Genomic DNA, 25,032 nt, shown 5'->3' on the forward strand with positions numbered 1-25,032 from the left:
CCAACCTGACCAGGAGCCACGAACATGAGCGAGCCGGTGCAACTGCAAGACCGAGTGGTGATCGTCACGGGAGCCGGCGGTGGCTTGGGCCGCGCCCATGCATTGTTGTTTGCCGAGCGTGGCGCCAAAGTCGTGGTCAACGATCTGGGCGGCTCGACCCACGGTGAAGGTGCCAGTGCTTCGGCGGCTGATCGCGTGGTGGCCGAGATCCGCGCTGCAGGGGGAACGGCGGTGGCCAACCATGACTCGGTCGCCGACGGCACCCGTATCGTCGAGCAGGCCCTGGACAGCTTTGGTCGGGTCGATGTACTGGTGAACAATGCCGGCATCCTGCGTGACAAGACGTTCCACAAGATGGAAGACAGCGACTGGGATCAGGTCTATCAGGTGCATGTCGAAGGCGCCTACAAAGTGACCCATGCAGCCTGGCCGCACCTGCGCGCGCAGAACTGGGGACGCGTGATCTTCACCGCCTCGACGTCCGGCATCTACGGCAATTTCGGCCAGGCCAACTACGGGATGGCCAAGCTCGGCCTCTACGGCCTGACCCGTACACTGGCCATCGAAGGACGCAAGCATGGCGTTCTGGTCAATGCCATAGCGCCGACGGGGGGGACCCGAATGACCGAGGGGTTGATTCCGCCGCAAGTGTTCGACCGGCTCAAACCTGAGCTGATCAGCCCGCTGGTGGTGTACCTGGGTAGCGAGCAGTGCCAGGACACAGGTCAGCTATTCGAGGTCGGCGGTGGCTGGATTGGCAAAGTGCGCTGGGAGCGTAGTCTGGGCGTCGGCTTTGACCCACGGGAAGGTTTCACCCCCGAGCAGGTGGCGCAAAGCTGGGAACAAATCGGCGATTTCCAGGGTGCGGTACACCCAGAGGACAGCCTGCAGGCATTGCAGCAGATGATGGCGAATCTGCAGAAATATCCGCTGGGTTGATTGTGGCAAGCCAAAAAAAAGACCGCTGCAAAGGCAGCGGCCAATCGAGACGTATGATCAAGGAGCTTCAAAATCAACGTCAGTGAACCCTGTTCGGCGCGAAAGGCGGGGGGGGAGAGCCCTTCGTGCCAGCCAGTGAGACAAGAATAAGCGCTTGATCCTGGGGGAAAAATAGTCGCTGGTGACATTCACCTTTACGTTTCGGGTAAAAGTGCCCCTAGCGCAATTCCTGTCTCTTTTCAGGTTTTCACCTCCGCCCTGCAGGCTCACTCAACCCTCGGCGAATAGCCCATCCGCCAACTGACCTCTTGAGCCGCCGCCAACAGCTGCCGTGCCGCCGGGCCAGATTCGTCGGCATGGAAGATCGAGGTTGGCCCCACCACGGTCATCACGGCGGCAATCTGGCCCATGGCATTGAATACGGGTGCCGACAGCGCATCGACCCCCGGCATCAGCAGGCCATGCACATGGTGCAGGCCGCGCGCGCGGATACCGGCCAGCACGGGTTCATAATCCGCAGGCGTTTGCCCCAGCGAAGCCAGCTCGCGGTCACGCAATTCTCGCGTTTCGCGTTCGGGCAGGTAGGCGGCGAAGACCAGCCCGGTCGAGGAACTCAGCAACGGCAATACCGAGCCGATCTGGGTCACCACGGTCACCGCACGCACCGCCGGCTCGATGCTCACCACGGTCGCTCCCTGGTTGCCCCACACCGCGATGAAGCAGCTTTCGTTGAGTTCGTCGCGCAACTGCGACAGCGGCAAGGCCGAGATTTTCAGCACATCGATGCTACCTAACGCGGCTAGCCCCACCCGCAAGGCCTCGCGTCCCAACCCATAGTGGTTGGTGGCTGCATCCTGCTCAGCGAAGCCGCTGGCGATCAGCGCCTGCAAATAGCGGTGCACCTTGCTTGCGGGCATCTGCACATGCTCGGCCAGACGCGACAACGACGTGGAAGGGGAGAGCTCGGCCAGGGCCTTGAGGATGTCGGTGCCGACTTCTGCCGAGCGGACCTTCTGCTTGCCGTTGTCGGCGGAGGGGCTGGCTTTGGCCATGGACTGGGGCTTCCGGAGTCTTCGAGTGGCGTCTTTATAGCTTGACGCCTTTCGGGGAGCAAATTACGTTATACGTAATCTGATTACGATAAAAACAATGCAGACGCGCTGCCTTCTCCCGCAGCCAGCTGCCAACAACGGCTCTGCACGAGCCCGGAGGCATCGATGAACAGTGACACGTCCCCCGACCTTCACTACTTGAGCGGCTTTGGCAACGAGTTTGCCAGTGAAGCGTTGCCTGGCGCATTGCCGGTGGGGCAGAACTCGCCGCAGAAAGCCCCTTACGGCCTGTACGCCGAACTGCTTTCCGGCACCGCCTTCACCATGGCCCGCAGCGAACTGCGTCGCACTTGGTTGTATCGCATTCGTCCCTCGGCACTGCACCCGCGCTTCGAGCGCCTCGAGCGCCAGCCACTGAACGGCCCGCTTGGTGCGAGCACTCCCAACCGCCTGCGTTGGAACCCACAGCCAATCCCCACCGAGGCCACCGATTTCATCGAAGGCTGGCTGCCAATGGTGGCCAACGCGTCGGCGGAAAAACCCGCTGGCGTCAGCATCTATATCTACAGCGCCAACCGTTCCATGGAACGGGTGTTCTTCAATGCCGACGGCGAACTGCTGCTGGTGCCGGAGCAGGGACGGTTGCGCATCGCCACCGAGCTTGGGGTCATGGAAGTCGAGCCGCTGGAAATCGCGGTGATCCCGCGGGGCATGAAGTTCCGTGTCGAACTTCTCGACGGCCACGCCCGTGGTTACCTGGCAGAGAACCATGGGGCGCCGCTGCGCATTCCGGAGCTGGGGCCAATCGGTAGCAATGGCCTGGCCAACCCGCGTGATTTCTTGACGCCGGTCGCCCATTACGAAGAGTCCACCGGGCCGGTACAACTGGTGCAGAAGTTCCTCGGCGAGCACTGGGCCTGCGAGCTGCAGCACTCGCCGTTGGATGTGGTCGCCTGGCACGGCAGTCATGTGCCCTACAAGTATGACCTGCGCCGTTTCAATACCTTGGGCACGGTCAGCTTCGACCACCCGGACCCATCCATTTTCACCGTGCTGACATCACCGACCAGCGTCCACGGCATGGCCAACATGGACTTCGTGATCTTCCCGCCACGCTGGATGGTGGCCGAGAACACCTTCCGACCCCCATGGTTCCACCGCAACCTGATGAATGAGTTCATGGGCCTGATCCAAGGCGCCTACGACGCCAAGGCCGAAGGTTTCCTGCCTGGCGGCGCTTCGCTGCATGGCGTGATGAGCGCCCACGGGCCGGATGCCGAAACGTGCGAGAAAGCCATCGCCGCAGACCTTGCGCCGCACAAGATCGACAACACCATGGCTTTCATGTTCGAGACCAGCCAGGTGCTGCGCCCAAGCCGCCATGCCCTCGAATGCCCCCAATTGCAGGCCGACTACGATAGTTGCTGGGCAACCCTGCCGAGCACCTTCAACCCGAACCGGAGATAACCGATGAACCAGACCGCCATTGCCCGCAGCTGGGTAGAGCACGCCAACGGGCATAGCGACTTCCCGTTGCAGAACCTGCCATTGGGAATCTTCAGTCGTCCTGGTGAGGCACAGCGATGTGGCGTCGCCATTGGCGATGCCATCCTCGACCTGGAGGCGGTACTGGCCGCCGGCCTGTTCGAAGGGCAGGCCAAGACTGCGGTCGAGGCTACTCGGGGTGGGCAACTGAATGCCTTCTTCGCGCTGGGCCGCAGCGCCCGTGTCGCCCTGCGCGAGCGCCTGTTGGTGCTGCTGGGGGAGCACAGCGAGCATCAGGCTGCCCTCAAGGCCGCGCTGTATCCGGCCGGTGACTGCCAGCTGCACCTGCCAGCCAAAGTCGGCGATTACACCGATTTCTACGTCGGTATCGAGCACGCCAAAAATGTCGGCAAACTGTTCCGTCCCGACAACCCGTTGCTGCCCAACTACAAGTATGTGCCGATCGGCTATCACGGCCGGGCATCGACCCTGCGCCCCTCCGGTACCGAGGTGCGTCGTCCCAAGGGCCAGACGCTGCCGGCCGGGCAGAGCGAGCCGACCTTCGGCCCCTGCGCGCGGTTGGACTACGAGCTGGAGCTGGGCATCTGGATTGGCCAGGGCAATGACCTGGGCCAGGCGATCCCAGTGGGGGATGCCGCCGAGCACGTGGCCGGCTACTGCCTGCTCAACGACTGGTCGGCGCGTGATATCCAGGCCTGGGAGTACCAGCCGCTGGGCCCGTTCCTGTCCAAGAGCTTCATCACCAGCATTTCGCCCTGGGTGGTGACCGCCGAGGCGTTGGAGCCTTTCCGTTGCGCCCAGCCAGCACGCCCTGAAGGCGACCCGCAACCGCTCTCGTACCTGCTGGACAAACGTGACCAGGCCAATGGCGCACTGGACATCGAGTTGGAGGTGCTGCTGCTCACCGAAGGCCTGCGCGAGCAAGGCCTGCCGGCCCACCGCCTGACCTTGAGCAACACCCGCAGCATGTACTGGACCGTGGCGCAGATGGTGGCTCATCACAGCGTCAACGGCTGCCAGCTACAACCGGGCGACTTGTTTGGCTCCGGGACGCTGTCCGGGGCCACGCCTGGCTCCTACGGCAGCCTGCTGGAGATCACCGAAGGTGGCAAGCAGCCGGTAGCCCTGGCCAGTGGCGAAGTGCGCAAGTTTCTCGAAGACGGCGACGAAATCATCCTGCGTGCCCGCTGCACGCGCGAGGGCTTCGCCAGCATCGGTTTCGGTGAATGCCGCGGCAAGATCGTAGCGGCCAATTGAGCGAGGGTCGGCACATGGAGCTGTATACCTACTACCGTTCCACCTCTTCCTTTCGGGTGCGTATCGCCCTGGCGCTCAAGGGCCTGGACTACCAGGCCCTGCCGGTGAACCTGCTCAAGGGTGAGCAGCTCGGTGCAGGTTATGCCGCCATCAACCCACAGGGCCGTGTGCCGGCCCTGCGCACCGATGGCGGTGATGTGCTGGTGCAGTCCCCTGCGATCATCGAGTACCTCGAAGAGGCGTATCCACAGCCTGCACTGCTGCCTGCGGGTACCGAGGACAGGGCCAGGGTGCGAGCTGTAGCGGCGATCATCGCCTGCGATGTCCATCCATTGCACAACGTCAGCGTGCTCAACCAGCTGCGGCAGCTGGGGCATGACGAGTCGCAGGTCAACCAGTGGATCGGCCACTGGATTGGCCAGGGGTTGGCGGCGATCGAACAACTGATCGGTGACGAGGGCTTCTGTTTCGGCGCTTCGCCAGGGTTGGCGGATGTGTACTTGATTCCACAGCTGTACGCGGCCGAGCGGTTCACTGTCGACCTGGGTGCCTACCCGCGTATCCGCCGAGTCGCGGCCCTTGCGCAGCGACACCCCGCCTTCGTGACGGCTCACCCATCCCGCCAGCCGGACACACCGGCTCAGTGAATCGACCGGTTTACCGCCGGTAGCTGGCCGATGCGCTCGGTCAGCTTCAGGCGCTGGATCGGATCGTCGGTCAGCAGCAAGGCATGCTCCAGGTCGAAGCGTTCGGCCTGGGGGCAATCCAGATGCTGGTAAAGCGAGGCCCGGGCCGTGTAGTCACTGGCCTGGACTGGCCCCAGTTGCATGACCCGCTCAGCATCGATCAACGCGGCCAGGTGGTTATCGTCGCTGATGTGCAATTGACGCAGGTTGCGCGACAGTCGCTGCAGCATCTGCGTCGGGCTTGCCACCCGCAGATGCTCGGCGGTCAGTGGCACATGCGGGCCGAACTGGCGGGCCAGCAGTTCGCGGCAATCCGCCGGGTACAGGCGCCGGCCGCCGCAGGGGTCGAGCAGGTGATCGGCACCGGGAACGCGCAGCAGGAAGTGCCCGGGAAAACCAACGCCCTCAAGGGGGATGGACAGCCGTTGCGCAAGCTCCAGGGCCAGTATGGCAAGGGTCAACGGTTGCCCGCGACGACGTTGCAGCACCTTGTCCATCAAGGCTGCCTGTGGGCGTAGCGGGTGGTATTCGTCCTGCTGGAAGCCAAGGGCATTGAGCTGACGCAACAGTGGCTGGGCCAGTTCACACAACGGCAGCATCGGCAGGTTGGCGCTGATCTCACGCTGCAGGTTGTGCACCGTGACAAGGCACGCGGCCGGGTCGACATGTCGGTCGTGCTCGGCGGCGATCCAGAGGGCGGCTTCCAGCAGGGCGACCGGCTGGCGCTCCAGGCAGGTCTGGCAGGCTTGACGTGGGTTCATCGCGCTTCTCCACATACGCTTAACTATTAGCTTTGACGCCCTCGTTCGTCCAGTGGTCCGCCAAAGTGCCTTGGATGGGCTGCCTGCCTATACTCAAAGGAGCACCTCTTGGGGGAGCCAGTTGATGTTCGCGCTGATGCAAAGCACCCGCACCCAGTCAATGCACCTGTGGATCGACCCGACCACAGGGTTGAAGGCTGTGGTGGCGATTCACAGCGAACACCTGGGGCCGGCCATGGGGGGCTGTCGCTACCTGCCGTACGCCGATGACGAAAGCGCCATGACCGATGCCATTCGCCTGGCTCAAGGCATGAGCTACAAAGCGGCGCTGGCTGGCTTGTCGTTCGGTGGCGGCAAAGCGGTGATCATGCGCAACCCGCATGTGGAAAACCGAGCGGCGTTGTTCGAGGCCTTTGGCCGTTTTGTCGACACCTTGCAAGGTCGCTTCATAACCGCCGTGGACAGTGGCACCTCGACCCTGGACATGGACTGCATAGCCCAGAGCACGCCCCACGTCACCAGCACCACCGCCTCGGGTGACCCATCGCCGCATGCTGCGATGGGCGTGTTCGCCGGTATTCGCGCCACGTCCCAGGCTCGCCTGGGCAGTGGCAATCTGGAGGGCTTGCGGGTAGCGGTCCAGGGGTTGGGCAATGTGGGCTATGCCTTGGCCGAGCAACTGCATGCGGCCGGTGCGGAGTTGCTGGTGAGTGACCTGGACCCTGGCCGCGTACGCCTGGCGGTTGAGCAGTTCAACGCCCACCCGGTGACCAACGACGCCTTGATCAGCACCCCCTGCGACATCTTCGCTCCGTGCGGCGTGGGGCCGGTTCTCACCGGCCAGAGCGTGATGCAGCTGCGCTGCGCGGCGGTAGCGGGATCGGCGAACAACCAGCTCACCACATTGCAGGTGGCGGACCAGTTGGAGGCCCGCGGAATTCTTTATGCGCCCGACTACGTCATCAATGCTGGCGGGTTGATCTATGTGGCCCTCAAGCACCGTGGTGAAGACCTGACCACCATCACCGCGCATCTTGCGCGGATCCCCTCGCGCTTGACCGAGGTATTCGCCCACGCCCAGGCAGAAAAGCGCTCGCCAGCGCGGGTGGCGCAGATGCTGGCGGAACGGCTGTTGTACGGTTGAGAGGCGAAGGCTCATGCTCCTTCGCCTGCTGCGCGCCAGCCGCTATTCGCTCGGCTGAACCAGTTCGCCCAGGGCCGACGCGTTGCTCTTGAACGCAGTAGCGAACACTGCGCGGTTCTTGGCCATGAAGATGCCTGCGTCTTCGGCCTGTTTTTCACTCAGGTTGGCGACATTCTTCAGCAAAACTTCGGTGAGCGCCTCGGCGAGTTCGAGCATTTGGTCATGCGCATCGGCGAGTTTGCGGTCCACGAAAAGGGTCTCCAGGTCTCGAGAGCTGCGGTAAAGGGTTTCAACAGCCATTGTTTGGCCTCTTCAGCGAAGGAGAAGGGAAGGTGCTAGGTGATATCTGTATATTCATACAGTATCGACGCTAATGCAATCCTGCATGCTGGCGAACTGGCATTTTTATAGCCCAGTTTGGCGTCGGCGGCCTCTCTCAGGTGTCTTGCGGCGTTCGGTCGCCTTCCAAGAGAGGGGGCCTGGCCCTTTAACTGCATGGCACAAGCGTCACAGGCGTGATGCATCATCCTTCATGTCGTATCGGGGAATGGACAATCGTGAACATCAAATGGGCTGAAAAACTGCGCAAGGGCCTGCACGGCTCGGCCGACTCGCTGGGCAATCTGTGCGTCGAGGCGTTCCACTACTTGGCGCTGTTCGGCATCGGCGCTATCACCGCCTATGCGGCAGTGATGACCTTCCTGGACATGCTGGGCAAAGGCGGCATCAGCGTGGATGACATCCTGCTGCTGTTCATCTACCTGGAGCTCGGGGCGATGGTGGGGATCTACTTCAAGACCAACCACATGCCGATCCGCTTCTTGCTGTATGTCGCCATCACCGCGTTGACCCGCCTGCTGATCGGTGACGTATCGCACCACAAGGCGCCGGACGAAGGGCTGCTGTACCTGTGCGGCGGTATCCTGTTGCTGGCGTTCTCGATTCTGGTGGTGCGCTACGCGTCGTACCGCTACCCGTCGACCAAGGTGCTGGACGCTAACGGCAAAGAATTGGAAGAGGGCAAATGAGGGGCTAGATAGTTAGCGCGGGTGTTAACGTCCCCGGCGGTTCAATGATGTCCGGCGTCGAGTCCTTGATCGCGACACAGGGTCGCGAGCTGCGTACGCCGAATGGAGAACCCCATGACGATTGAAGCTGAAAGCGTCCGCGCTTACCTGACCGAGGCCTTCCTGCCGCTGGGAATCGACCTGGATACGGTGTATGTCACCGAAATTGCCGATGTGATCGATTGCGATGTGGTCGTCTCGCGCAACCTGGTCGATGAAGTCTTGCACCATCTGCGTCGGGGTGAGGAGCCTACCTACGATCAGGGGTTGTTTGGCCTGTTCCACCAACCTGCCACTTTCGACCTTCGTTACCGTGTGCGCGGCCTGCATTTGCTGGACCTCGAAAAAGAGATCGGCAACATGCTGGGTCTTGGCTGACAGCCCACCCCTGCTTCAGTTAGCGACGCCCACGGCGGAGAAATTGCGCGGTTCGGGACGTGGGTCGCGGGTTAGCGCAGCAAGCACCTGCAACGGGTTCTGTCCCAACTCGATGGCCAGGCCCAGGCGAATGCTGTCGATGACACGCTGCAAGCGCACCGGGTCGTTGCGCTGGGCCTGGCTGATCAGGCGCTTGACGACCATGCCGCTATCGTCCGAAAGCGTCAGCATGATACTGCCGTCCAGGCGTTCGATGCTCAGGTTGACCCGGTAGTCGGGGGCGAAGGCGGCGCTGATCTGCTCGAAAGGGTTGTTCATGGTCAGGCTCTGCACGTGATGATTGCAGAAGTTGACCGGCAATCGCTGGCTTGGTTCAGGCGCGATGGCCGACGGAAACGAAAACGCCCGGCGCAAGGCCGGGCGTTGTTGTACATAGGGCTTGATCAGGCGTCAGGATCACTCAGTTCCAGTGCCCCGCGCTTGCTGCGTAATTTGCCGTAGAAGTGCTCCAGCGCATTGTTCAGCTTGCTGGCGGCGCCATCGACGGCCTGGTCCAGCGAGGTGGCGGTGTGGGTCACGGAAATCGGCTGATGACCTTTCGGGCGAGCCTCCATCTGGCAGCGTTTGTCATGCGGTCCGGGCTTGGCGCCGTTCTCGTCGCGCAGGTGCACCTCGATGCGGGTGAGGTCGTCCTCGTAACGTTCGAGAGTGCTCTGCAGTGTGCTGCGGACCCACTCATTGAGCCGGATGTTGCCTTCGATATGGTTGCTGCTGTTGACCTGGATTTGCATGATTCAATCCTTATTCAGCTTGCTCGCATGGAGGCGTGCCTAGGCCATTGAGGCCCTTGGAATTTCTTCGCCTCTTGACCCTAAGGTCAGGCAACGGCGCGACGATTACAACCCCTTTTTGAAAATAAATTTCCTGTTGCAATTAGCCTGTTGCGGCTACTGCGCAAACAGACTTGCGGCAGTCAGGTCAGGAAAACCGCATTCCCGGCCTTTGCTTATGAGAATTGAAATCATTATTATTGAATGCGGCCTGGCCAGCTATGGCGGCAACTTCACGGCTATCTCAATGACCTGTTTCTGCCGCCCGGGGCGGGTGGCGCTGGCCCTATGAACCCATGAACGAATCAGACTCCGACAGCACAGGCGGGCGTGCACGTTTTCTGCAGGTATTCCTGGCCCAGCGCGCCCGCATGGAAGCGCTGGTCAGCCGGCGGATCGGTTGCCGCGCAACAGCCGCGGACCTGGTCCAGGAACTGTTCCTGCGCTTCTGGCGTCGGCCCGAGGTCAAGGTCGAGGCGCTCGACACTTATCTGCTGCGCTGCGCTGGCAACCTGGCCATCGACCATCTGCGCAGCGAAGGCAGCCGCGAGCGCGTTGCCGAAGCCTCGCTGCCGTTGGACGAAACGCCTGTCGCCCAGGCACCAGAGCAGGCGCTGGAGGTCGAGCACGACCTGCAATGCATCGAAGCTGCGCTGCGGGCGCTGCCCGAACGCACACGGCAGATCTTTCTGCTCAACCGCATTCATGGCTGCAAGTACGGTGAGATCGCCCAAGCCATGCAACTGTCCCAGAGCGCCGTTGAAAAGCATATGATGCGCGCCCTTGAAGCGTGCAAGGCGAGCGTCGCCGAGCCCGTGTCGTCCACACGCAGGCCAGGGAGCGCCCGTCGATGAGCCGCCGTCCGAATTCGATTTCCGCCGCCCAGTCCCAGGCAGCGTTGCACTGGCTCAGCCGCATCAATGAACGGCCAGAGGAAGCGAACGGCGCGGCGTTCAAGCGCTGGCTGCTGGCCGACCCCGCACACCGTGATGCCTATGCCGATGCCCAGGAACTCTGGCGGCTGAGCGCCGCACCGGCTGCCCGACTGGCGCAGGAGGAGCGTGCAGGCTTGCAGCAGTACCTGGACGCGATGGTAGCGACCCCGCGCAGGCGCCGCTGGTCGCGAATGGCAGGGCCCCTGGCTGCAGCGGCATGCCTGGTGTTGGCCTTGGGCACTGCCGGTGGTTGGCATCCAGGCAACTGGCTGCAAGACCTGCAGGCCGACTACAGCAGCACCGGGCGAGTGCGCCAGGTCAGCCTCGCCGACCAGTCGCAGGTCGTGCTGGATGCCGACAGTGCGATTGCCGTCGACTTCAGTCAGGGGGAGCGTCGCGTACGGCTGTTGCGCGGGGCCGCGTACTTCCAGGTGACCCACACCGGCAAGCCGTTCCTGGTAGAGGCGGCAGGTGGTGAAGTGCGCGTGCTGGGAACCCAGTTCGAAGTGCGCGAGCAGGGCGCCGGTGCCCAGGTCACCGTGCGCAGCGGTCGCGTGGCGGTGACGCCGGCTCAGGGCCGGGCTGCTCGTGAGTTGACTGCCAATCAGCAACTGGTCTATGCCGAGGGACGGCCAGGCGAGACCTTGAGTGTGGACAGCGAAACCCGCTTGGCTTGGCGCCAGGGCTGGCTCAATTACTACCAGGTGCCGTTGGCGCAAGTGGTCGAGGATCTGGGGCGTTATTACCCAGGCCGTATCCTGCTGCTCGATGAGCAGTTGGCTCAACGCAAGGTCAGTGGCAGTTTCCCGGTCCAGGACCCTTTGTTGGCGCTGGACTCACTGGGCAAGGTGCTGGGCTTCTCGCGTCAGACGGTCCTTGGGCGTCTGACTGTTGTTCGGTAAGTGTGCAAGCCCAGGGAGGAGCCGGCCTGCCGGCGATGCGGCCGACACAGGTAAAAAATGTTCAAAACAAGGTGAGGTAACGGAACCTGGCGTACGTGTAATGAGTGGAAGTGCGATTCATTCGCAGTAATAACCCTCTCACAGGTCAGCGTCCATGAAGTTCACCCCGCGTTGCATTCCTCTCTGCTTCGGCCTCGCGGCGCTTGGCGCCTTGCCCGTCGCCCCGCTGGTGCAGGCCGCCGAGCAGGTTCAGTTGTATGCCTTCGCTCAGCCCAGCCAACCTTTGGCTCAGGCAATCAACGCTTTCAGTCGCGCCACTGGCCAGAGCGTGGTTTATACCCTTGAACTGCCTGTCATTCAGGCGCCGGCACTCAACGGCAGCTTCAGTGCCGAGCAGGCATTGCAGCAGTTGCTAGGTAATTCCGGCCTGACCTGGCGGCGTGTCGATGCCCGTACCTTGACCCTCGAACCTATGGACACCTCGGGCGCGCTGAACCTGCAAGCCACCACGGTGACCTCGCAGATGGACACCCACAGCTACCAGCCACCAGCGGTAGCATCAATCATGCGTGGGCAAGGACCGACGCAGGACATACCCCAGGCTATCAACGTGGTTCCGGCGCAGGTCATTCGCGACCAGGCCCCACGCAACCTCGACGATGCGCTGACCAACGTCAGCGGCATCACCCAGGGCAACAATTTCGGCGGCACCGCCGACACCGTGATGAAGCGCGGCTTTGGCGACAACCGTGACGGTTCGATCATGCGCGATGGCATGCCCATCGTGCAGGGCCGAAGCCTCAATGCCAGCACCGAGCGGATCGAGGTGCTCAAAGGTCCGGCCTCGCTGCTGTATGGAATCCAGGACCCAGGTGGCGTCATCAACGTGGTCAGCAAGCGGCCACAATTGGAGCAGTACAACGCGCTGACCGTTCGAGGCTCCACCTATGGGAGCGGCAAGAACGGCAGCGGTGGCGGGTTCGACAGCACCGGCGCGTTGGGTGACAGTCAATTCGCCTACCGCCTGATCGTCGATCATGAAGACGAAGACTACTGGCGCAATTACGGCGTGCATCGCGAGTCTTTGGTCGCGCCGTCGCTGGCCTGGCTGGGCGAAGACACCCAAGTGGTACTGGCCTATGAGCACCGCGAGTTTCTCTACCCCTTCGACCGCGGCACCGCCTTCGGCAGCGATGGCCATCCGTTGAACATCCCGGCCACCCGGCGCCTGGACGAGCCGTTCAACGACATGCAAGGGCGCTCTGATCTCTACCGTCTGGAGGTCGACCACCAGCTGGCCGATGACTGGAAACTGCACGTCGGCTACAGCTTCAACCGCGAGACCTACGATGCCAGCCAAGTTCGCGTGACCGGCGTGAACGAAGCCAATGGCACCCTCAAACGCAGCATCGATGGCACCCACAACGCCATGAGCCGCGACCAGTTCGTCACGGTCAGCCTCAACGGCAATGTCGAACTGGCGGGCATGCAGCATGACCTGTTGCTCGGTGCCGACCACGAGGACCGCAAGATCTTTCGCGGCGACCTGATTCGCCAGAGCAGCCAGTCGACCTTCAGCTACCTCAACCCAGTCTATGGCCAGGAAGTGGAGGGCAGCACCGTACGGGCCAGCGACAGCGACCAGACCGACAAGCTGCGTACCGATGCGCTGTTCTTCCAGGACGCGCTGCACCTGGACGACCATTGGATCCTGGTGGCCGGCGCGCGTTTCCAGCAGTACGACCAGTACGCCGGACGCGGTCGCCCGTTCAAGGCCAACACCGACACCAGCGGCCAGGCCTGGGTGCCGCATGCAGGCATCGTGTACAAAGTGGACGAGCAATTGTCGTTCTACGGCAGCTACAGCGAGTCGTTCAAGCCTAACTCGAGCATTGCCCCGTTGACCGGCGGGCTGGTACTGGACTCGTCCATTGCGCCGGAGGAGGGCAAGTCCTGGGAGATTGGCGCCAAGCTCGATGTGCCTGGCAAGCTCACCGGTACCCTGGCGCTGTTCGACATCACCAAGCGCAACGTGCTGGTGGCCAACTTCGATACCAGCAGTGGCGAAACCGTGTACAGCAACGCCGGCGAAGTCGGTTCGCGAGGCGTCGAACTCGATCTCACCGGCCAGTTGAGCGAGCGCTGGAGCCTGATCGGCAGCTATGCCTACACCGATGCAGAAGTCACCAAGGACCCGGAGCTCAAGGGCAATCGCCTGCAGAACGTGGCCAAGCACAGCGGCTCGTTGTCGGCGGTGTACGACTTCGGCAGTCTGTTCGGCGGCGACAACCTGCGCCTGGGGACAGGAGTGCGTTATGTGGGGGAGCGGGCAGGCAACGCGACCAACACCTTCGACTTGCCGTCCTACACCGTGGCCGATGCGTTCGCCAGTTACGAAACCAAGCTGGACGAGCACAAGGTACGCCTTCAGTTGAACGTGAAGAACCTGTTCGACAAGGTGTACTACAGCTCGGCCGTGAATCAGTACTTTGTCGCGATAGGCGATGCGCGGCAGGTGAGCTTGTCCAGCACGCTTGAGTTCTAGGAATGTGGGGCTGCAGTGCGGCCCCGATTTCACGTGTCGAAAGCCAAGCGGTATTCGCCGGGTGTTGCACCGAACGCCTGCTTGAACCGATTACTGAAATGGCTGGCACTGGCAAAACCGCACGACAAGGCAATCTCCCCGAGCGCCATCTCGCCCCGCCGCAACAGCTGGCAAGCCCGGTTCAGGCGCCGGGCCAGCAGGTACTGGTGCGGCGGTAGCCCGAAGCTGGTGCGGAACATGCGTGCAAAGTGATATTCGGAAAGGTTGCAGTACAGCGCCAGCTCGCCCAGGGTAATCGGCTGGTCCAGATGCGCTTCGATGTAGTCGGCCAGTTGCCGGCGCGCACTGGGCGCCAGCCCACCTTTCAAGCGCAACCCTTCGCGCAGGCCAACCTGACCGAGCACTGCATGGTCGACGATCTCATGGGCCAGGCTGCTGGCCAGCAGTCGTTCGCTGGGTTCGTCCCAGTTCAGGGTGATCAACTGGCGAAAGCGCCCGGCCTGCTGCGGGTCGTCCAGGAACGTCGCTTCCCGTAACTGCAGTTCGCGAGGTTCGCGGTCGAGCAGACGTATGCAGCCGAGGGCGAACTGCGTTTCGCTGACGTACAGGTGCGCCAGGCGTATCGAGCCATTGACCACCCAGTTCGACTCGTGGCCGGCGGGCATGATGCACAGCTTGTTCGGCGCGCCTTTGTCGTCCGGGCGCTGGCGCCGGAAAGTCCCTGTGCCGTCGGCGATGTAGCACGACAGCGTGTGGTGGCTCGGCGCCTGGTAGTCGCGGGCATCGTCGCGGTTGCTCCACAGCGCCGCTGCCAGCCCATCGCCCAGGTGCGCGCTCAGCTCCAGCCTGGCGTTGGGCGAGGCGTGCATGGCGTTGAAGACTTGCAGCTGGGACAGTGGGGTCATGGGCGTTTCCTCTGGCAGCCATCGTACTGCGGTTGCAAGGCCGTGGCAGCTACCGGCGAAGCAAAAGCGCAAGTTTGTGCAAGCGCCAAAGGTCGACAGAAACAACACTGGTGTCTCATCCCCGGCAATACCGGGCTTCTCCAGGAGCCAGCTTGCCGGCGATAGGCCGCCAAGCGGCCTTGGCAAGCATGGACGAATACCCAAGGAGCCACCCATGAACCTGTCCTTGTATTTACTCACTGTGCTCATCTGGGGCACCACCTGGATCGCTCTCAAACTGCAGTTGGGCGTGGTCGCCATCCCGGTATCGATCGTCTACCGTTTCGCCTTGGCCGGCCTGATCCTGTTCGCCATCCTGCTGTTCACGCGCCGGCTGCAGCCGATGAACCGGCGTGGCCATCTGGTTTGCCTGGCGCAGGGTTTGTGCCTGTTCTGCGTCAACTTCATGTGCTTTCTCACGGCCAGCCAATGGGTCGCCAGTGGCCTGATTGCGGTGGTGTTCTCCACCGCCACCCTGTGGAATGCGCTTAATGCACGGATCTTCTTTGGCCAGAAAATCGCCACTAATGTGCTGGCTGGCGGGGCGACGGGCTTACTCGGCCTGGGCCTTCTGTTCTGGCCTGAACTGTCCAGCCACACGGCCAGCCGCGAGACCTTGTATGGACTGGGCCTGGCCCTATTGGGCACCCTGTGCTTCTCGGCCGGCAACATGCTTTCCAGCCTGCAGCAGAAAGCGGGGCTCAAACCCATGACCACCAACGCCTGGGGCATGGTCTATGGCGCGTCGATGCTGGCGCTGTATTGCCTGGTCAGCGGTATTCCCTTCGCGATGGAATGGAACCTGCGCTACATCGGTTCGTTGCTGTACCTGGTGATTCCAGGTTCGGTGATCGGCTTCACCGCCTACCTGACCCTGGTAGGTCGCATGGGGCCTGAGCGAGCGGCCTATTGCACGGTGCTGTTCCCGCTGGTGGCATTGAATGTGTCGGCGTTCGCGGAGGGGTATCAGTGGACGGCACCCGCCCTGTTGGGGCTGGTGGCGGTGATGGCGGGGAATGTGCTGGTGTTTCGTAAGCCCAAGGCACGTGACGTGGCTGGGGCGGTGGCAGTCAGGTAGCGCCCATCGCCGGCAGGCCGACTCCTACGGAGGACAGCGCGGTAGGAGCCGGCTTGCCGGCGACAAGGCTGGAAGAACTCAACAACGATACATCAATGCTTCCAGACCTGCGGGTTCACCAAGTCCCGTGGACGCTCACCCAGCAGCGCCGCGCGCAGGTTGTCGATCGCTCGGTTGGCCATGGCTTCACGGGTCTCGGCGGTGGCCGAGCCAACGTGTGGCAGGGTCAGGGCGTTTGGCAGCTTGAACAGCGGCGAGTCGCTCAGCGGTTCTTTCTCGTACACATCCAGGCCGGCGCCGCGAATGGTTCCGGCTTGCAGCGCCTCGACCAGCGCTGCCTCGTCCACCACCGGGCCACGGGCGATGTTGATCAGGAACGCACTTGGTTTCATCAGTTTGAGCTCCCGTGCACTGATCAGCTTGCGGGTGGCATCGGACAGCGGCACCACGATGCAGACGAAATCGGATTCGGCCAGCAGTTGATCCAGGCTGCGGAACTGAGCGCCGAGTTCCTGCTCCAGCGCGGTCTTTCGGCTGTTGCCGGCATACAGAATCGACATGTTGAAGCCGAAGCGACCACGACGGGCCACGGCCGCGCCGATGTTGCCCAGACCGACGATACCCAGCGTCTTGCCGTGCACATCGGTGCCGAAGTGGGCCGGGCCGACGGTGGCCTGCCACTGGCCAGCCTTGGTCCAGGCGTCGAGTTCGGCGGTGCGGCGGGCGCAGCCCATGATCAGCGAGAAACCCAGGTCGGCGGTGCTTTCGGTCAGCACATCCGGGGTATTGGTCAGGGCGATGCCGCGCTCGTTGAAGTAATCCAGGTCATAGTTGTCGTAGCCGACCGACACGCTGGAGACCACTTCCAGCTTGGCCGCGCCTTCAAGCTGGGCGCGGCCAAGCTTGCGACCGACGCCGATCAGACCATGGGCCCCGGGCAGGGCTTCGTTGAACTGGGCAGCGATGTCGCCGAGCTTAGGGTTCGGCTGGATCACGTTGAAGTCTTGCTGCAGGCGCTCGGCCATGGCCGGGGTGATACGGCTGAAGGCCAGGACGGTCTTTTTCATCGGGCTACTTCTCTGCAAGGCGGTAGGACAGTGGTGGCGGCTTCGCGGATGAACCGGATCGTTGCGAAGAGGCCGGTATTGGTTAGCAACCTACCATTGTCCACCGCCTTGGCGCAGCAGCTTTTTCAGTTGGCGATCTGCAGCTCGTGGGTTTTCAGGTCCGCTTCGTGGGCCGCGAGAATCTCTGGCAGGGAGTTACGCAAGTACTCCACCCAGGTCTTGATCTTCGCATCCAGGTACTGGCGAGAGGGGTAGATGGCATACAGGTTCAGCTCCTGCAGCCGGTACTCGGGCATCACCCGCACCAGGCTTCCGTCGCGCAGGCCGTCGATTGCCGAATAGATCGGCAACACGCCCATGCCCATGCCGCTGCGAATCGCGGTTTTCATCGCATCGGCCGAGTTCACCTGGAACGGCGAGGTGGAGATGTTGACCAGTTCCTGGCCTTCCGGACCATCGAACAGCCACTTTTCCAAGGGAATCACCGGGCTGACCATGCGCAGGCAGGCGTGCTTGAGCAGGTCGACCGGTTTGTGCGCGAAACCCTGCTTGGCCACGTATTCAGGCGAAGCACAGACAATGCTGTAGGTGATCCCCAGGCGCTGGGAAACGAACCCCGAGTCGGGCAGTTCGCTGGCCAGCACGATGGACACGTCGTAGCCCTCGTCGAGCAGGTCCGGTACGCGGTTGGCCATGGTCAGGTCGAAGGTGACGTCCGGGTGCGATTCGCGGTAGCGGGCAATGGCGTCGACCACGAAGTGCTGACCGACACCGGTCATGGAATGCACTTTCAGTTGCCCGGCCGGACGGGCGTGGGCATCGCTGGCTTCGGCTTCGGCTTCCTCCACGTAGGTGAGGATCTGTTCGCAGCGCATCAGGTAACGCTTGCCCGCCTCGGTCAGGGCGATACGCCGGGTGGTGCGGTTCAGCAGCCGGGTTTGCAGATGGGCTTCCAGATTGGATACCGCCCGCGAAACGTTCGCGGTGGTCGTATCGAGCTGCGCGGCGGCAGCCGTAAAGCTGCCCAGCTGAGCTACGCAACTGAAAGCACGCATGTTTTGCAGGGTGTCCATGGGTCACTCTCGATGTAGAGGACAAAATTGTGACACGAAGTAACGAAAATGTTCCTTCGACCAAAGCCGGATTATCGCCGTTTTGGTAACAAAGATTCGCAGGAATGTGCGCTTATCGCCAGTGCGGCTGCCCCCTAGAATTGCCCGGCCTCTCCACTTCTTCCTCGGGAAATCGCAGCTGTGCCGCGTCGCATCATCGGAACGCTCCAGGCGTTCAGCGTCTGTGCCCTTAGTCTCGCCTTGAGCGGCTGTATTGGAACCTGGGGCATAGCCCCGAAAAGCAAAACCCTGCAAGCCAACACCCTGATCACCGATGCGGCCATTCGCGAAGCCGCAACCGATGCCCATTGGCCCGATCAACAGTGGTGGCACGCCTACCACGACCCGCAACTGGACCGTTGGGTCGCCCTGGCAGTGGCCGGCAGCCCGAGCATGGCCATGGCCGCCGCGCGAGTGCGTCAAGCCAAATCCATGGCGGGCGTGGTCGAGTCCGCAGAAAAGCTGCAGGCCAACGGCCAGGCGACGCTCAAGCGCCACAACTGGCCCGAGGACCAGTTCTACGGCCCCGGCGCGTTGTCGGGTGCCAACACCTGGGACAACAATGCCGCCATTGGCTTCAGCTACGCCCTCGATCTGTGGGGGCGCGAGCGCAATGCCACCGAGCAGGCCGTGGACCAGGCGCACATGAGCGTGGCCGAGGCGCGTCAGGCGCAGCTCGAGCTACAGAACAATGTGGTACGTGCCTATATTCAACTGAGCCTGCATTTCGCCCAGCGCGATATCGTCAAGGCCGAACTCGATCAGCAGGAGCAGATTCTGGCCCTGGCCCAGCGTCGTCTGGACGCCGGCATCGGTACCCATTTCGAAGTCAGCCAGGCCGAAGCGCCCCTGCCTGAAACGCACCGCCAGCTCGACAGCCTCAACGAAGAAATCGCCCTGACCCGCAACCAGTTGGCGGCATTGGCCGGCAAAGGCCCAGGGGAGGGTGCCAGCATCGAGCGACCCACCCTGACCCTGGGGGCCGACCTCAAGCTGCCATCGGCCTTGCCTGCCGAGCTGGTCGGGCAGCGCCCCGACGTGGTTGCCAGCCGCTGGCAAGTGGCGGCTCAGGCGCGGGGCATCGACGTCGCCCATGCCGGGTTCTTCCCCAATGTGGACCTGGTCGGTAGCCTCGGCTTCATGGCCACCGGCGGCGGCCCGCTGGAGTTTCTCACGGGACGCAAGTTCAACTACAACGTAGGCCCGGCCATCAGCCTGCCGATTTTCGACGGTGGTCGCCTGCGCTCCGAGCTGGGCGTCGCCTCGGCCGGTTACGACGTGGCCGTGGCGCGCTACAACCAGACGGTGATCGGCGCGCTGAAGAACATCTCCGACCAGTTGATCCGCCGCGAGTCGATGAAAGAGCAGTCGCACTTCGCCGCCGAGTCCGTGGCCGCCGCGCAGAAGACCTATGACATCGCCATGGTTGCCTTTCAGCGTGGCTTGACCGATTACCTCAACGTGCTCAACGCCCAGACCCTGCTGTTCCGTCAGCAACAGGTGCAACAGCAGGTGCAGGCTGCACGACTGGCCGCCCACGCCGAGCTGGTCACCGCGTTGGGCGGCGGCCTTGGGGCCGGTGAAGACGTACCGGACCAGGCGCGTCAGGCCGCGCCGAAAACCCCCGCCACGCTGGCCATCTTCGACAAGCCGGAACACGCTGAATGAGCACATCGAGCTTGCCCCTGCGCTGGCTGCAAAGCCTTGAGTGGCGTCGGGGTTTCTTTGCCTGGGCGCGTACCGATGGTGTGACCTGGGTCTACATCTTCAAGATCATCGCGGCTGCGCTCATCACCCTGTGGTTGGCCATGCGGTTGGAGTTGCCGCAACCGCGCACGGCAATGATCACTGTGTTCATCGTCATGCAGCCGCAGAGCGGTCATGTATTCGCCAAGAGCTTCTACCGGGTGCTCGGCACCTTGGCCGGCTCGGCGATGATGATCGCGCTCATTGCCCTGTTCCCACAGAACACCGAGTTGTTCCTGCCTTGCCTGGCGGTGTGGGTCGGCCTGTGCTCTGCCGGTGCCATGCGCTACCGGACCTTCCGCGCCTATGGGTTCGTGCTCGCCGGCTATACCGCGGCGATGATTGGCCTGCCGGTGCTCGAGCACCCAGACCAGGCCTTCATGGCCGCCGTGTGGCGGGTGCTGGAAATTTCGCTGGGCATCTTGGTGTCGACGCTGGTCAGTGCCGCCGTGTTGCCACAATCGGCCAGTGCTGCCATGCGTAACGCTCTCTACCAGCGCTTTGGCGTGTTCGCCGGGGTCGTGGTCGAGGCGCTGCGCGGCGAAAGTCAGCGTGACCGCTTCGAAGCCAGCAACGTGCGCTTCGTCGCCGAGGCCGTGGGCCTGGAAAGCCTGCGCAACGTCACCGCGTTCGAAGACCCGCACATGCGACGTCGCAGTGGCCGGCTGGTACGCATGAACAGCGAGTTCATGGCCATCACCACGCGCTTCAATGCCCTCAATCGCCTGCTCGAACGCTTGCGTGCACGCGGGCCGCTGCAGATCGTCAGTGCTATCGAACCCGGTATCGAGACCTTGGCCAAACTGCTCGACCCGTATGTGGGCCGGGCCTTGACCGATGCCGATGCCCTGCGCCTGGCCTTGGAGTTGGCGGCCTACAAGGAAGGTCTGCAGGCCCAGGTGCGCAGCCTGCGCGCCGACTACCTGCAAACCGAGCCCAGCGAGTCGGACCTGCTGGACTTCCACACCGCGTTCGAGTTGCTGTACCGGTTCGTCGACGAGATGTTCAGCTACGCCGAAACCCATGCCTCGCTGGCGGCGCACAACCATGCGCGTGAGCAGTGGGACGAGCCTTACGTGTCGCGCACTAACTGGCTGGTGTCGCTGGCCGCGGGCGTGCGTGCCTCGGCGGTGTTGCTGCTGTTGGGCAGCTATTGGTTGCTCAGTGACTGGCCTAGCGGCGCCATGATGACCTTGGTCGCCACGGTGACGGTGGGCCTGTCGGCGGCCTCGCCAAACCCTAAGCGCATGTCGTTCCAGATGGCCTGCGGCACGATGCTTGGGGCTTTCATCGGCTTCTACGAAACCTTCTTCGTCTTCCCCTGGATCGACGGCTTCCCGTTGCTGTGCGTGGTCCTGGCACCGGTCTTCGTGCTAGGCGCGTTCCTCGCATCGCGCCCGGCCTATGCCGGGTATGGACTGGGGCTGCTGGTGTTCTTCTCCATCGGGTCGGTGCCCAACAACCTCACCACCTACAACCCTTACAGCTTCATCAACGACTACATCGGCATGGTCATCGGTATGCTGGCCTGTGCGGCTGCGGGGGCGATCATCCTGCCGCCGAACAGCCGCTGGCTGTGGAGCCGCCTGGAGCAAGATTTGCGCGCGCAGGTGCTGTTCGCCATCGGCGGACGCCTGCGCGGTTTGGGCAGCGCCTTCGAAAGCCGAACCCGCGACCTGTTGCACCAGGCCTACGGCCTTGCCGCTGGCAAGCCCGAGGTGCAAAGCCAATTGATGCGCTGGATGTTCGTGGTACTGGAAATCGGCCACGCCATCATCGAACTGCGCAAGGAACAGGCCCGTGCTCCGGTGCATCCGGCCTATGCCGAATCGCAGCCTTGGCGCCAGGCTATCCGCGTGATGGGCCGTGCCCTGGCCCGGTTGTTCCTGCAACCTAGCGCCAGCAATCACGAACGTGCCCTGGTGGCGGTGGACCATGCCATCAGCCGTGTGCAGGCCACCGACGAACCCTTTGCCCGGCACTTCGACACTTCGGTGCTGCGCCGGGTGCAGAGCTATTTGCATTTCATCCGTACTTCCCTGCTCGACCCACAGTCGCCACTGGCCCCGGCGAAAGGATTGCACCATGCCCCGTGAGATCGCCTTCCATGGCGTTTACATGCCCACCATGACCCTGATGTTCCTGCTCGCCCTGGGCCTGGCCTGGGGTCTGGACCGGTTCATCGCCAGCCATGATGGCTATCGTTTTTTCTGGCATCCGGCGCTGCTGCGCCTGAGCCTGTTCGTCTGCTTGTTCGGCGCCATGGCGCTGTCTCTCTACTGGTGAGAATCCTCCGATGAAAAAGTTCTTCAGCTTGATCGCCACTCTGCTGGTGCTGGCCGCCGCCGTGGTGATCGGCCACCAGTTGTGGAAGCACTACATGACAACGCCGTGGACCCGTGACGGCCGCGTGCGTGCCGACATCATCAACGTCGCCGCCGACGTGCCCGGCTATGTAGTGGAGGTGCCGGTCAAGGACAACCAGCGGGTCAGGAAGGGAGACCTGTTGATCCAGATCGACCCTGAGCACTACCAACTGGCGGTCGACCAGGCCAAGGCCCTGGTCGCCTCGCGTAAGGCCACTTGGGAAATGCGCAAGGTCAACGCCAAGCGCCGTGCCGACATGGACAACCTGGTGATCTCCAAAGAGAACCGCGACGACGCCAGCAACATCGCCAATTCCGCGCTGGCCGACTACCAGCAGGCCCAGGCACAGTTGGCGGCCGCCGAACTGAACCTGAAGCGTACGCGCATCGTTGCGACGGTGGACGGGTATGTCACCAACCTGAACATTCACCGGGGCGACTATGCACGTACCGGAGAAGCGGTGATGGCAGTGGTCGATGAGAACTCGTTCTGGGTCTATGGCTTCTTCGAGGAGACCAAGCTGCCGCATGTGAAGGTTGGTGACCAGGCCGAGCTGGAGATGATGAGCGGCGAGCGCATCAAAGGGCATGTGGAGAGCATCGCCCGCGGTATCTACGACCGCGACAACCCACAAAGCCGCGAGCTGATCGCCGATGTGAATCCGACCTTCAACTGGGTGCGCCTGGCGCAGCGGGTGCCGGTGCGGATTCATATCGATGAAGTGCCGCAGGGGTATCTGCTGGCGGCGGGGACCACTTGTACGGTGGTGGTGAAGCCTGGGGAGAGGTGAGATGTTCTGGGGCCAGGCATGGGATTTGTGGCGGGTTTGAGATCGAGCGCCGCCCGCGCGGCGCATCGCGAGCAAGGCTCGCTCCTACGTCTGTTTAGGGCCAATTATGCGTGAGTGCATGGTGCGATACCGTGTCGTACAAACAAGGCGGTCGCGCGCGCCTGCCACTGGCGTTACTGGCCAGAAACAAACGTAGGAGCGAGCCTTGCTCGCGATGCGCCGCGCGGGCGGCGCTCGATCTCACTGACGCTACAACACTCACGGCGAGCCCTCCGCAGCCCCCACCAAAACAGGCACCTGCACCCGATCAATCACCTTCGCGCTGATCGACGGATCCAGCAACCGACCCAGCCGGGACAGGTGCCGGTGCCCCATGATGATCAATTCGCACTCCAATTCCTGGGTCTTGGCGACAATCGCCTCGACAGGCTGCCCGGCAACCATGCAGCCCCGGGCAGCAAAACCAGCTCCTTGCAAAGCCTCTACAGCCTCGGCCACCGCGCGGTCGCCCAAGCGCTGCTCTTCACAGGCAGCGGGGTATTGCTCCAGTTCTTCGGCGGTGTAAGGCGCGGGTGTGTCGTGCACGGCGAAAGTGGAGTCGATGGCCAGCAGGATATGCAGTTCATGTTCGCCTGGGCGGCAGTAGCGTTGGGCCAGGGCGAGCAGCCCGGTGGAAGCGGGGGAAGCGTCGATGGCGATGAGTACGGGGCTGGGCATGTGCGATCCTTGTGGGGGTGATGTGTTGCCGGCGATGGCGCCGGTACAGCCACTGCATTCCTTATGGCCCATCCGCACGCCGAGATAAATGCCCCATCATGCATGGCCGCATTGCGTCTGGTGCAATCGTCCGACCTGTTAACATGATGGCCCCCACAGCTGTCACGGAAAACGGTCATGCAACTCCCGGACATGAACCTGCTCGTCGCCCTCGACGCCCTGCTTGATGAAGGCAGCGTGGTCGGCGCGGCGCAACGCATGAACCTGAGCCCGGCGGCGATGAGCCGGACCCTGGGGCGGATTCGTGATGCGCTGGGCGATCCGATCCTGGTGCGTGCCGGCCGTGGTCTGGTGCCGACGCCCCGGGCACTGGCCCTGCGCGAGCAGGTCAGCCAGCTGGTGGAACAGGCCGGGCAGGTGTTTCGCAATGGCGACGATGTCGACCTGCCAAGCCTCGACCGGGCCTTCAACATTCGCACCAATGACCTGTTCATCGCTCTGTATGGCGCCCGTCTGCTGCACAAGATGCACGAGCAGGCGCCGCGCACCGTCTTGCGTTTCGTTCCGGAAAGCCCCGGGGGCGATGACGACAGCGTGCTACGTGATGGGCGCACTGACCTGATCATCAGCTCGACCGTGGACTTGGGTCCGGAAATCAAGGTACAGAGTCTGTTTCATACGCATTACGTTGGGCTGGCGCGCAGCGACCACCCGATTTTCCAGCAACCGATCACGCCGCTGAGCTTTGCCAGTTATCCACAGATCAGCGTGTCGCGGCGTGGCCGTGCCAATGGGCCGATCGACGTCGAACTGGCCAACTTCAAGGTGGAGCGGCGGGTGGCATTGATCACCCCCAGTTTCCACTCGGCACTGTTCTCGCTGCCGGACTCGAACCTGATCCTGCCGATGCCGGCCAATATTCTCAGCAGTGTGGAGAGGCTGGGGTTGCCCCTGCGCTCGTTCGAAATTCCAGTGCCGCTGGAGCGGGTGAACGTGATGCAGGCGTGGCATCCGCGGTTTCACAACGACCCGGCGCACCGCTGGTTGCGGCAAACCCTCAAGGCTTGCTGCAACATCGACCCTTGATGCTCACGTCGCTCGCTTCGCAGGTAGCTCCGCGAAAGTACGCACTGCTCCAACGATTGCGTCTGACGCAACATAAAACTGCCAATAAGTCGATTTTCGTCAGCATTCGACTTTCATAGACTT

Annotated in this window: 25 protein-coding genes; 16 read left to right on the plus strand and 9 right to left on the minus strand. The window is 62.8% G+C overall.

Annotation, left to right across the window (positions count from 1 at the left end; genetic code table 11):
- The first annotated feature begins 24 nt into the window (after positions 1–24).
- Positions 25–939 carry an SDR family oxidoreductase gene (locus H620_RS0122050; RefSeq protein ID WP_027908049.1) on the plus strand — a complete coding sequence of 305 codons (915 nt, stop codon included), beginning with the start codon at positions 25–27 and terminating at the stop codon, positions 937–939.
- Positions 940–1,205: 266 nt separating this feature from the next.
- Here the strand turns inward: H620_RS0122050 and H620_RS0122055 are convergent, their stop codons facing one another.
- Positions 1,206–1,991, minus strand: coding sequence for an IclR family transcriptional regulator (locus tag H620_RS0122055; protein ID WP_027908050.1), 786 nt, complete (start codon positions 1,989–1,991; stop codon positions 1,206–1,208).
- 165 nt (positions 1,992–2,156) lie between these two features.
- On the opposite strand from H620_RS0122055, the gene hmgA reads away from it, so the two are divergent.
- From hmgA to maiA, 3 genes are read left to right on the plus strand one after another with little or no spacing between them, the layout of a single operon-like run.
- Positions 2,157–3,458, plus strand: a complete 1,302-nt coding sequence (hmgA, locus tag H620_RS0122060) for a homogentisate 1,2-dioxygenase (RefSeq protein ID WP_027908051.1) — start codon at positions 2,157–2,159, stop codon at positions 3,456–3,458.
- A 3-nt stretch (positions 3,459–3,461) separates the two neighbouring features.
- Positions 3,462–4,754, plus strand: coding sequence for a fumarylacetoacetase (fahA, locus tag H620_RS0122065; protein WP_023378732.1), 1,293 nt, complete (start codon positions 3,462–3,464; stop codon positions 4,752–4,754).
- 14 nt (positions 4,755–4,768) lie between these two features.
- Entirely contained in the window at positions 4,769–5,401 is a 633-nt protein-coding gene (gene maiA, locus H620_RS0122070; RefSeq protein WP_023378733.1) for a maleylacetoacetate isomerase, read from the plus strand.
- Here maiA and H620_RS0122075 read toward each other — a convergent pair.
- Entirely contained in the window at positions 5,395–6,201 is an 807-nt protein-coding gene (locus H620_RS0122075) for a SirB1 family protein (protein ID WP_027908052.1), read from the minus strand. The genes maiA and H620_RS0122075 overlap by 7 nt on opposite strands.
- Before the next feature lie 124 nt (positions 6,202–6,325).
- Between H620_RS0122075 and H620_RS0122080 the strand changes: the two genes are divergently transcribed.
- On the plus strand, positions 6,326–7,345 hold the full coding sequence (locus tag H620_RS0122080) for a Leu/Phe/Val dehydrogenase (RefSeq protein WP_023378735.1): 1,020 nt from the start codon (positions 6,326–6,328) through the stop codon (positions 7,343–7,345).
- Positions 7,346–7,387: 42 nt separating this feature from the next.
- Here the strand turns inward: H620_RS0122080 and H620_RS0122085 are convergent, their stop codons facing one another.
- Positions 7,388–7,645, minus strand: coding sequence for a YebG family protein (locus H620_RS0122085; RefSeq protein WP_023378736.1), 258 nt, complete (start codon positions 7,643–7,645; stop codon positions 7,388–7,390).
- A 257-nt stretch (positions 7,646–7,902) separates the two neighbouring features.
- On the opposite strand from H620_RS0122085, the gene H620_RS0122090 reads away from it, so the two are divergent.
- Both H620_RS0122090 and H620_RS0122095 read left to right on the plus strand, forming a co-directional pair.
- Positions 7,903–8,373, plus strand: a complete 471-nt coding sequence (locus H620_RS0122090) for a phosphate-starvation-inducible protein PsiE (protein WP_023378737.1) — start codon at positions 7,903–7,905, stop codon at positions 8,371–8,373.
- A 114-nt stretch (positions 8,374–8,487) separates the two neighbouring features.
- Positions 8,488–8,790 (plus strand): hypothetical protein, encoded by a 303-nt coding sequence (locus tag H620_RS0122095; protein WP_027908053.1) that lies wholly within the window; start codon positions 8,488–8,490, stop codon positions 8,788–8,790.
- 15 nt (positions 8,791–8,805) lie between these two features.
- Here H620_RS0122095 and H620_RS0122100 read toward each other — a convergent pair whose 3' ends face one another.
- Positions 8,806–9,108 carry a DUF3509 domain-containing protein gene (locus tag H620_RS0122100; RefSeq protein ID WP_027908054.1) on the minus strand — a complete coding sequence of 101 codons (303 nt, stop codon included), beginning with the start codon at positions 9,106–9,108 and terminating at the stop codon, positions 8,806–8,808.
- 125 nt (positions 9,109–9,233) lie between these two features.
- Complete coding sequence (locus tag H620_RS0122105; RefSeq protein WP_023378740.1) at positions 9,234–9,581, minus strand: HPF/RaiA family ribosome-associated protein; 348 nt, start codon at positions 9,579–9,581, stop codon at positions 9,234–9,236.
- Between the two features lie 335 nt (positions 9,582–9,916).
- Here H620_RS0122105 and H620_RS0122110 point away from each other — a divergent pair, with 335 nt between their 5' ends.
- From H620_RS0122110 to H620_RS0122120, 3 genes are all read left to right on the plus strand, one after another.
- Positions 9,917–10,474 carry an RNA polymerase sigma factor gene (locus H620_RS0122110; RefSeq protein WP_023378741.1) on the plus strand — a complete coding sequence of 186 codons (558 nt, stop codon included), beginning with the start codon at positions 9,917–9,919 and terminating at the stop codon, positions 10,472–10,474.
- Positions 10,471–11,457, plus strand: coding sequence for a FecR family protein (locus tag H620_RS0122115; RefSeq protein WP_027908055.1), 987 nt, complete (start codon positions 10,471–10,473; stop codon positions 11,455–11,457). The genes H620_RS0122110 and H620_RS0122115 overlap by 4 nt, the downstream gene beginning before the upstream one ends.
- Positions 11,458–11,611: 154 nt before the next feature.
- On the plus strand, positions 11,612–14,002 hold the full coding sequence (locus H620_RS0122120; protein ID WP_027908056.1) for a TonB-dependent siderophore receptor: 2,391 nt from the start codon (positions 11,612–11,614) through the stop codon (positions 14,000–14,002).
- A 29-nt stretch (positions 14,003–14,031) separates the two neighbouring features.
- Here the strand turns inward: H620_RS0122120 and H620_RS0122125 are convergent, their stop codons facing one another.
- Positions 14,032–14,907, minus strand: a complete 876-nt coding sequence (locus tag H620_RS0122125; protein ID WP_027908057.1) for a helix-turn-helix transcriptional regulator — start codon at positions 14,905–14,907, stop codon at positions 14,032–14,034.
- A 214-nt stretch (positions 14,908–15,121) separates the two neighbouring features.
- Here H620_RS0122125 and H620_RS0122130 point away from each other — a divergent pair, with 214 nt between their 5' ends.
- Positions 15,122–16,024: a DMT family transporter gene (locus H620_RS0122130; RefSeq protein ID WP_023378745.1), complete on the plus strand. Its 903-nt coding sequence runs from the start codon at positions 15,122–15,124 to the stop codon at positions 16,022–16,024.
- A gap of 92 nt (positions 16,025–16,116) precedes the next feature.
- Here the strand turns inward: H620_RS0122130 and H620_RS0122135 are convergent, their stop codons facing one another.
- The gene (locus tag H620_RS0122135) at positions 16,117–17,091 is read right to left on the minus strand and encodes a 2-hydroxyacid dehydrogenase (RefSeq protein ID WP_023378746.1); all 975 of its coding nucleotides are present in this window, start codon (positions 17,089–17,091) and stop codon (positions 16,117–16,119) included.
- 125 nt (positions 17,092–17,216) lie between these two features.
- Complete coding sequence (locus H620_RS0122140) at positions 17,217–18,164, minus strand: LysR family transcriptional regulator (protein ID WP_023378747.1); 948 nt, start codon at positions 18,162–18,164, stop codon at positions 17,217–17,219.
- 180 nt (positions 18,165–18,344) lie between these two features.
- Here H620_RS0122140 and H620_RS0122145 point away from each other — a divergent pair, with 180 nt between their 5' ends.
- Genes H620_RS0122145 through H620_RS0122160 form a run of 4 tightly spaced genes read left to right on the plus strand, consistent with a single transcriptional unit; the run spans position 18,345 to position 23,106 of the window.
- A complete protein-coding gene (locus H620_RS0122145; RefSeq protein ID WP_023378748.1) occupies positions 18,345–19,871 on the plus strand; it encodes an efflux transporter outer membrane subunit in 1,527 nt (508 codons plus the stop codon).
- Positions 19,868–22,045 carry an FUSC family protein gene (locus H620_RS0122150; protein ID WP_023378749.1) on the plus strand — a complete coding sequence of 726 codons (2,178 nt, stop codon included), beginning with the start codon at positions 19,868–19,870 and terminating at the stop codon, positions 22,043–22,045. The genes H620_RS0122145 and H620_RS0122150 overlap by 4 nt, the downstream gene beginning before the upstream one ends.
- On the plus strand, positions 22,035–22,235 hold the full coding sequence (locus H620_RS0122155; RefSeq protein ID WP_023378750.1) for a DUF1656 domain-containing protein: 201 nt from the start codon (positions 22,035–22,037) through the stop codon (positions 22,233–22,235). Before H620_RS0122150 ends, H620_RS0122155 begins: the two co-directional genes overlap by 11 nt.
- 10 nt (positions 22,236–22,245) lie before the next feature.
- Positions 22,246–23,106: an efflux RND transporter periplasmic adaptor subunit gene (locus H620_RS0122160; protein WP_023378752.1), complete on the plus strand. Its 861-nt coding sequence runs from the start codon at positions 22,246–22,248 to the stop codon at positions 23,104–23,106.
- Between the two features lie 258 nt (positions 23,107–23,364).
- Here the strand turns inward: H620_RS0122160 and H620_RS0122165 are convergent, their stop codons facing one another.
- Positions 23,365–23,823: a universal stress protein gene (locus H620_RS0122165; RefSeq protein WP_027908058.1), complete on the minus strand. Its 459-nt coding sequence runs from the start codon at positions 23,821–23,823 to the stop codon at positions 23,365–23,367.
- Positions 23,824–24,000: 177 nt separating this feature from the next.
- Between H620_RS0122165 and H620_RS0122170 the strand changes: the two genes are divergently transcribed.
- Positions 24,001–24,909: a LysR family transcriptional regulator gene (locus tag H620_RS0122170; protein WP_023378754.1), complete on the plus strand. Its 909-nt coding sequence runs from the start codon at positions 24,001–24,003 to the stop codon at positions 24,907–24,909.
- The last annotated feature ends 123 nt before the right edge of the window (positions 24,910–25,032 follow it).

This window comes from Pseudomonas taiwanensis DSM 21245, assembly GCF_000425785.1.
Classification (GTDB): domain Bacteria; phylum Pseudomonadota; class Gammaproteobacteria; order Pseudomonadales; family Pseudomonadaceae; genus Aquipseudomonas; species Aquipseudomonas taiwanensis.

What these genes read in the sequence shown, in the direction of transcription:
- H620_RS0122095 (WP_027908053.1), top strand. Translation starts at nt 8,488, where the DNA reads ATGACGATTGAAGCTGAAAGCGTCCGCGCTTACCTGACCGAGGCCTTC.
- fahA (WP_023378732.1), top strand. Translation starts at nt 3,462, where the DNA reads ATGAACCAGACCGCCATTGCCCGCAGCTGGGTAGAGCACGCCAACGGG.
- H620_RS0122080 (WP_023378735.1), top strand. Translation starts at nt 6,326, where the DNA reads ATGTTCGCGCTGATGCAAAGCACCCGCACCCAGTCAATGCACCTGTGG.
- H620_RS0122150 (WP_023378749.1), top strand. Translation starts at nt 19,868, where the DNA reads ATGAGCACATCGAGCTTGCCCCTGCGCTGGCTGCAAAGCCTTGAGTGG.
- hmgA (WP_027908051.1), top strand. Translation starts at nt 2,157, where the DNA reads ATGAACAGTGACACGTCCCCCGACCTTCACTACTTGAGCGGCTTTGGC.
- H620_RS0122075 (WP_027908052.1), bottom strand. Translation starts at nt 6,201, where the DNA reads ATGAACCCACGTCAAGCCTGCCAGACCTGCCTGGAGCGCCAGCCGGTC.
- H620_RS0122085 (WP_023378736.1), bottom strand. Translation starts at nt 7,645, where the DNA reads ATGGCTGTTGAAACCCTTTACCGCAGCTCTCGAGACCTGGAGACCCTT.
- H620_RS0122155 (WP_023378750.1), top strand. Translation starts at nt 22,035, where the DNA reads ATGCCCCGTGAGATCGCCTTCCATGGCGTTTACATGCCCACCATGACC.
- H620_RS0122115 (WP_027908055.1), top strand. Translation starts at nt 10,471, where the DNA reads ATGAGCCGCCGTCCGAATTCGATTTCCGCCGCCCAGTCCCAGGCAGCG.
- H620_RS0122135 (WP_023378746.1), bottom strand. Translation starts at nt 17,091, where the DNA reads ATGAAAAAGACCGTCCTGGCCTTCAGCCGTATCACCCCGGCCATGGCC.
- H620_RS0122110 (WP_023378741.1), top strand. Translation starts at nt 9,917, where the DNA reads ATGAACGAATCAGACTCCGACAGCACAGGCGGGCGTGCACGTTTTCTG.
- H620_RS0122120 (WP_027908056.1), top strand. Translation starts at nt 11,612, where the DNA reads ATGAAGTTCACCCCGCGTTGCATTCCTCTCTGCTTCGGCCTCGCGGCG.
- H620_RS0122125 (WP_027908057.1), bottom strand. Translation starts at nt 14,907, where the DNA reads ATGACCCCACTGTCCCAGCTGCAAGTCTTCAACGCCATGCACGCCTCG.
- H620_RS0122140 (WP_023378747.1), bottom strand. Translation starts at nt 18,164, where the DNA reads ATGGACACCCTGCAAAACATGCGTGCTTTCAGTTGCGTAGCTCAGCTG.
- H620_RS0122100 (WP_027908054.1), bottom strand. Translation starts at nt 9,108, where the DNA reads ATGAACAACCCTTTCGAGCAGATCAGCGCCGCCTTCGCCCCCGACTAC.
- H620_RS0122105 (WP_023378740.1), bottom strand. Translation starts at nt 9,581, where the DNA reads ATGCAAATCCAGGTCAACAGCAGCAACCATATCGAAGGCAACATCCGG.
- H620_RS0122130 (WP_023378745.1), top strand. Translation starts at nt 15,122, where the DNA reads ATGAACCTGTCCTTGTATTTACTCACTGTGCTCATCTGGGGCACCACC.
- H620_RS0122055 (WP_027908050.1), bottom strand. Translation starts at nt 1,991, where the DNA reads ATGGCCAAAGCCAGCCCCTCCGCCGACAACGGCAAGCAGAAGGTCCGC.
- H620_RS0122160 (WP_023378752.1), top strand. Translation starts at nt 22,246, where the DNA reads ATGAAAAAGTTCTTCAGCTTGATCGCCACTCTGCTGGTGCTGGCCGCC.
- H620_RS0122050 (WP_027908049.1), top strand. Translation starts at nt 25, where the DNA reads ATGAGCGAGCCGGTGCAACTGCAAGACCGAGTGGTGATCGTCACGGGA.
- H620_RS0122170 (WP_023378754.1), top strand. Translation starts at nt 24,001, where the DNA reads ATGCAACTCCCGGACATGAACCTGCTCGTCGCCCTCGACGCCCTGCTT.
- maiA (WP_023378733.1), top strand. Translation starts at nt 4,769, where the DNA reads ATGGAGCTGTATACCTACTACCGTTCCACCTCTTCCTTTCGGGTGCGT.
- H620_RS0122165 (WP_027908058.1), bottom strand. Translation starts at nt 23,823, where the DNA reads ATGCCCAGCCCCGTACTCATCGCCATCGACGCTTCCCCCGCTTCCACC.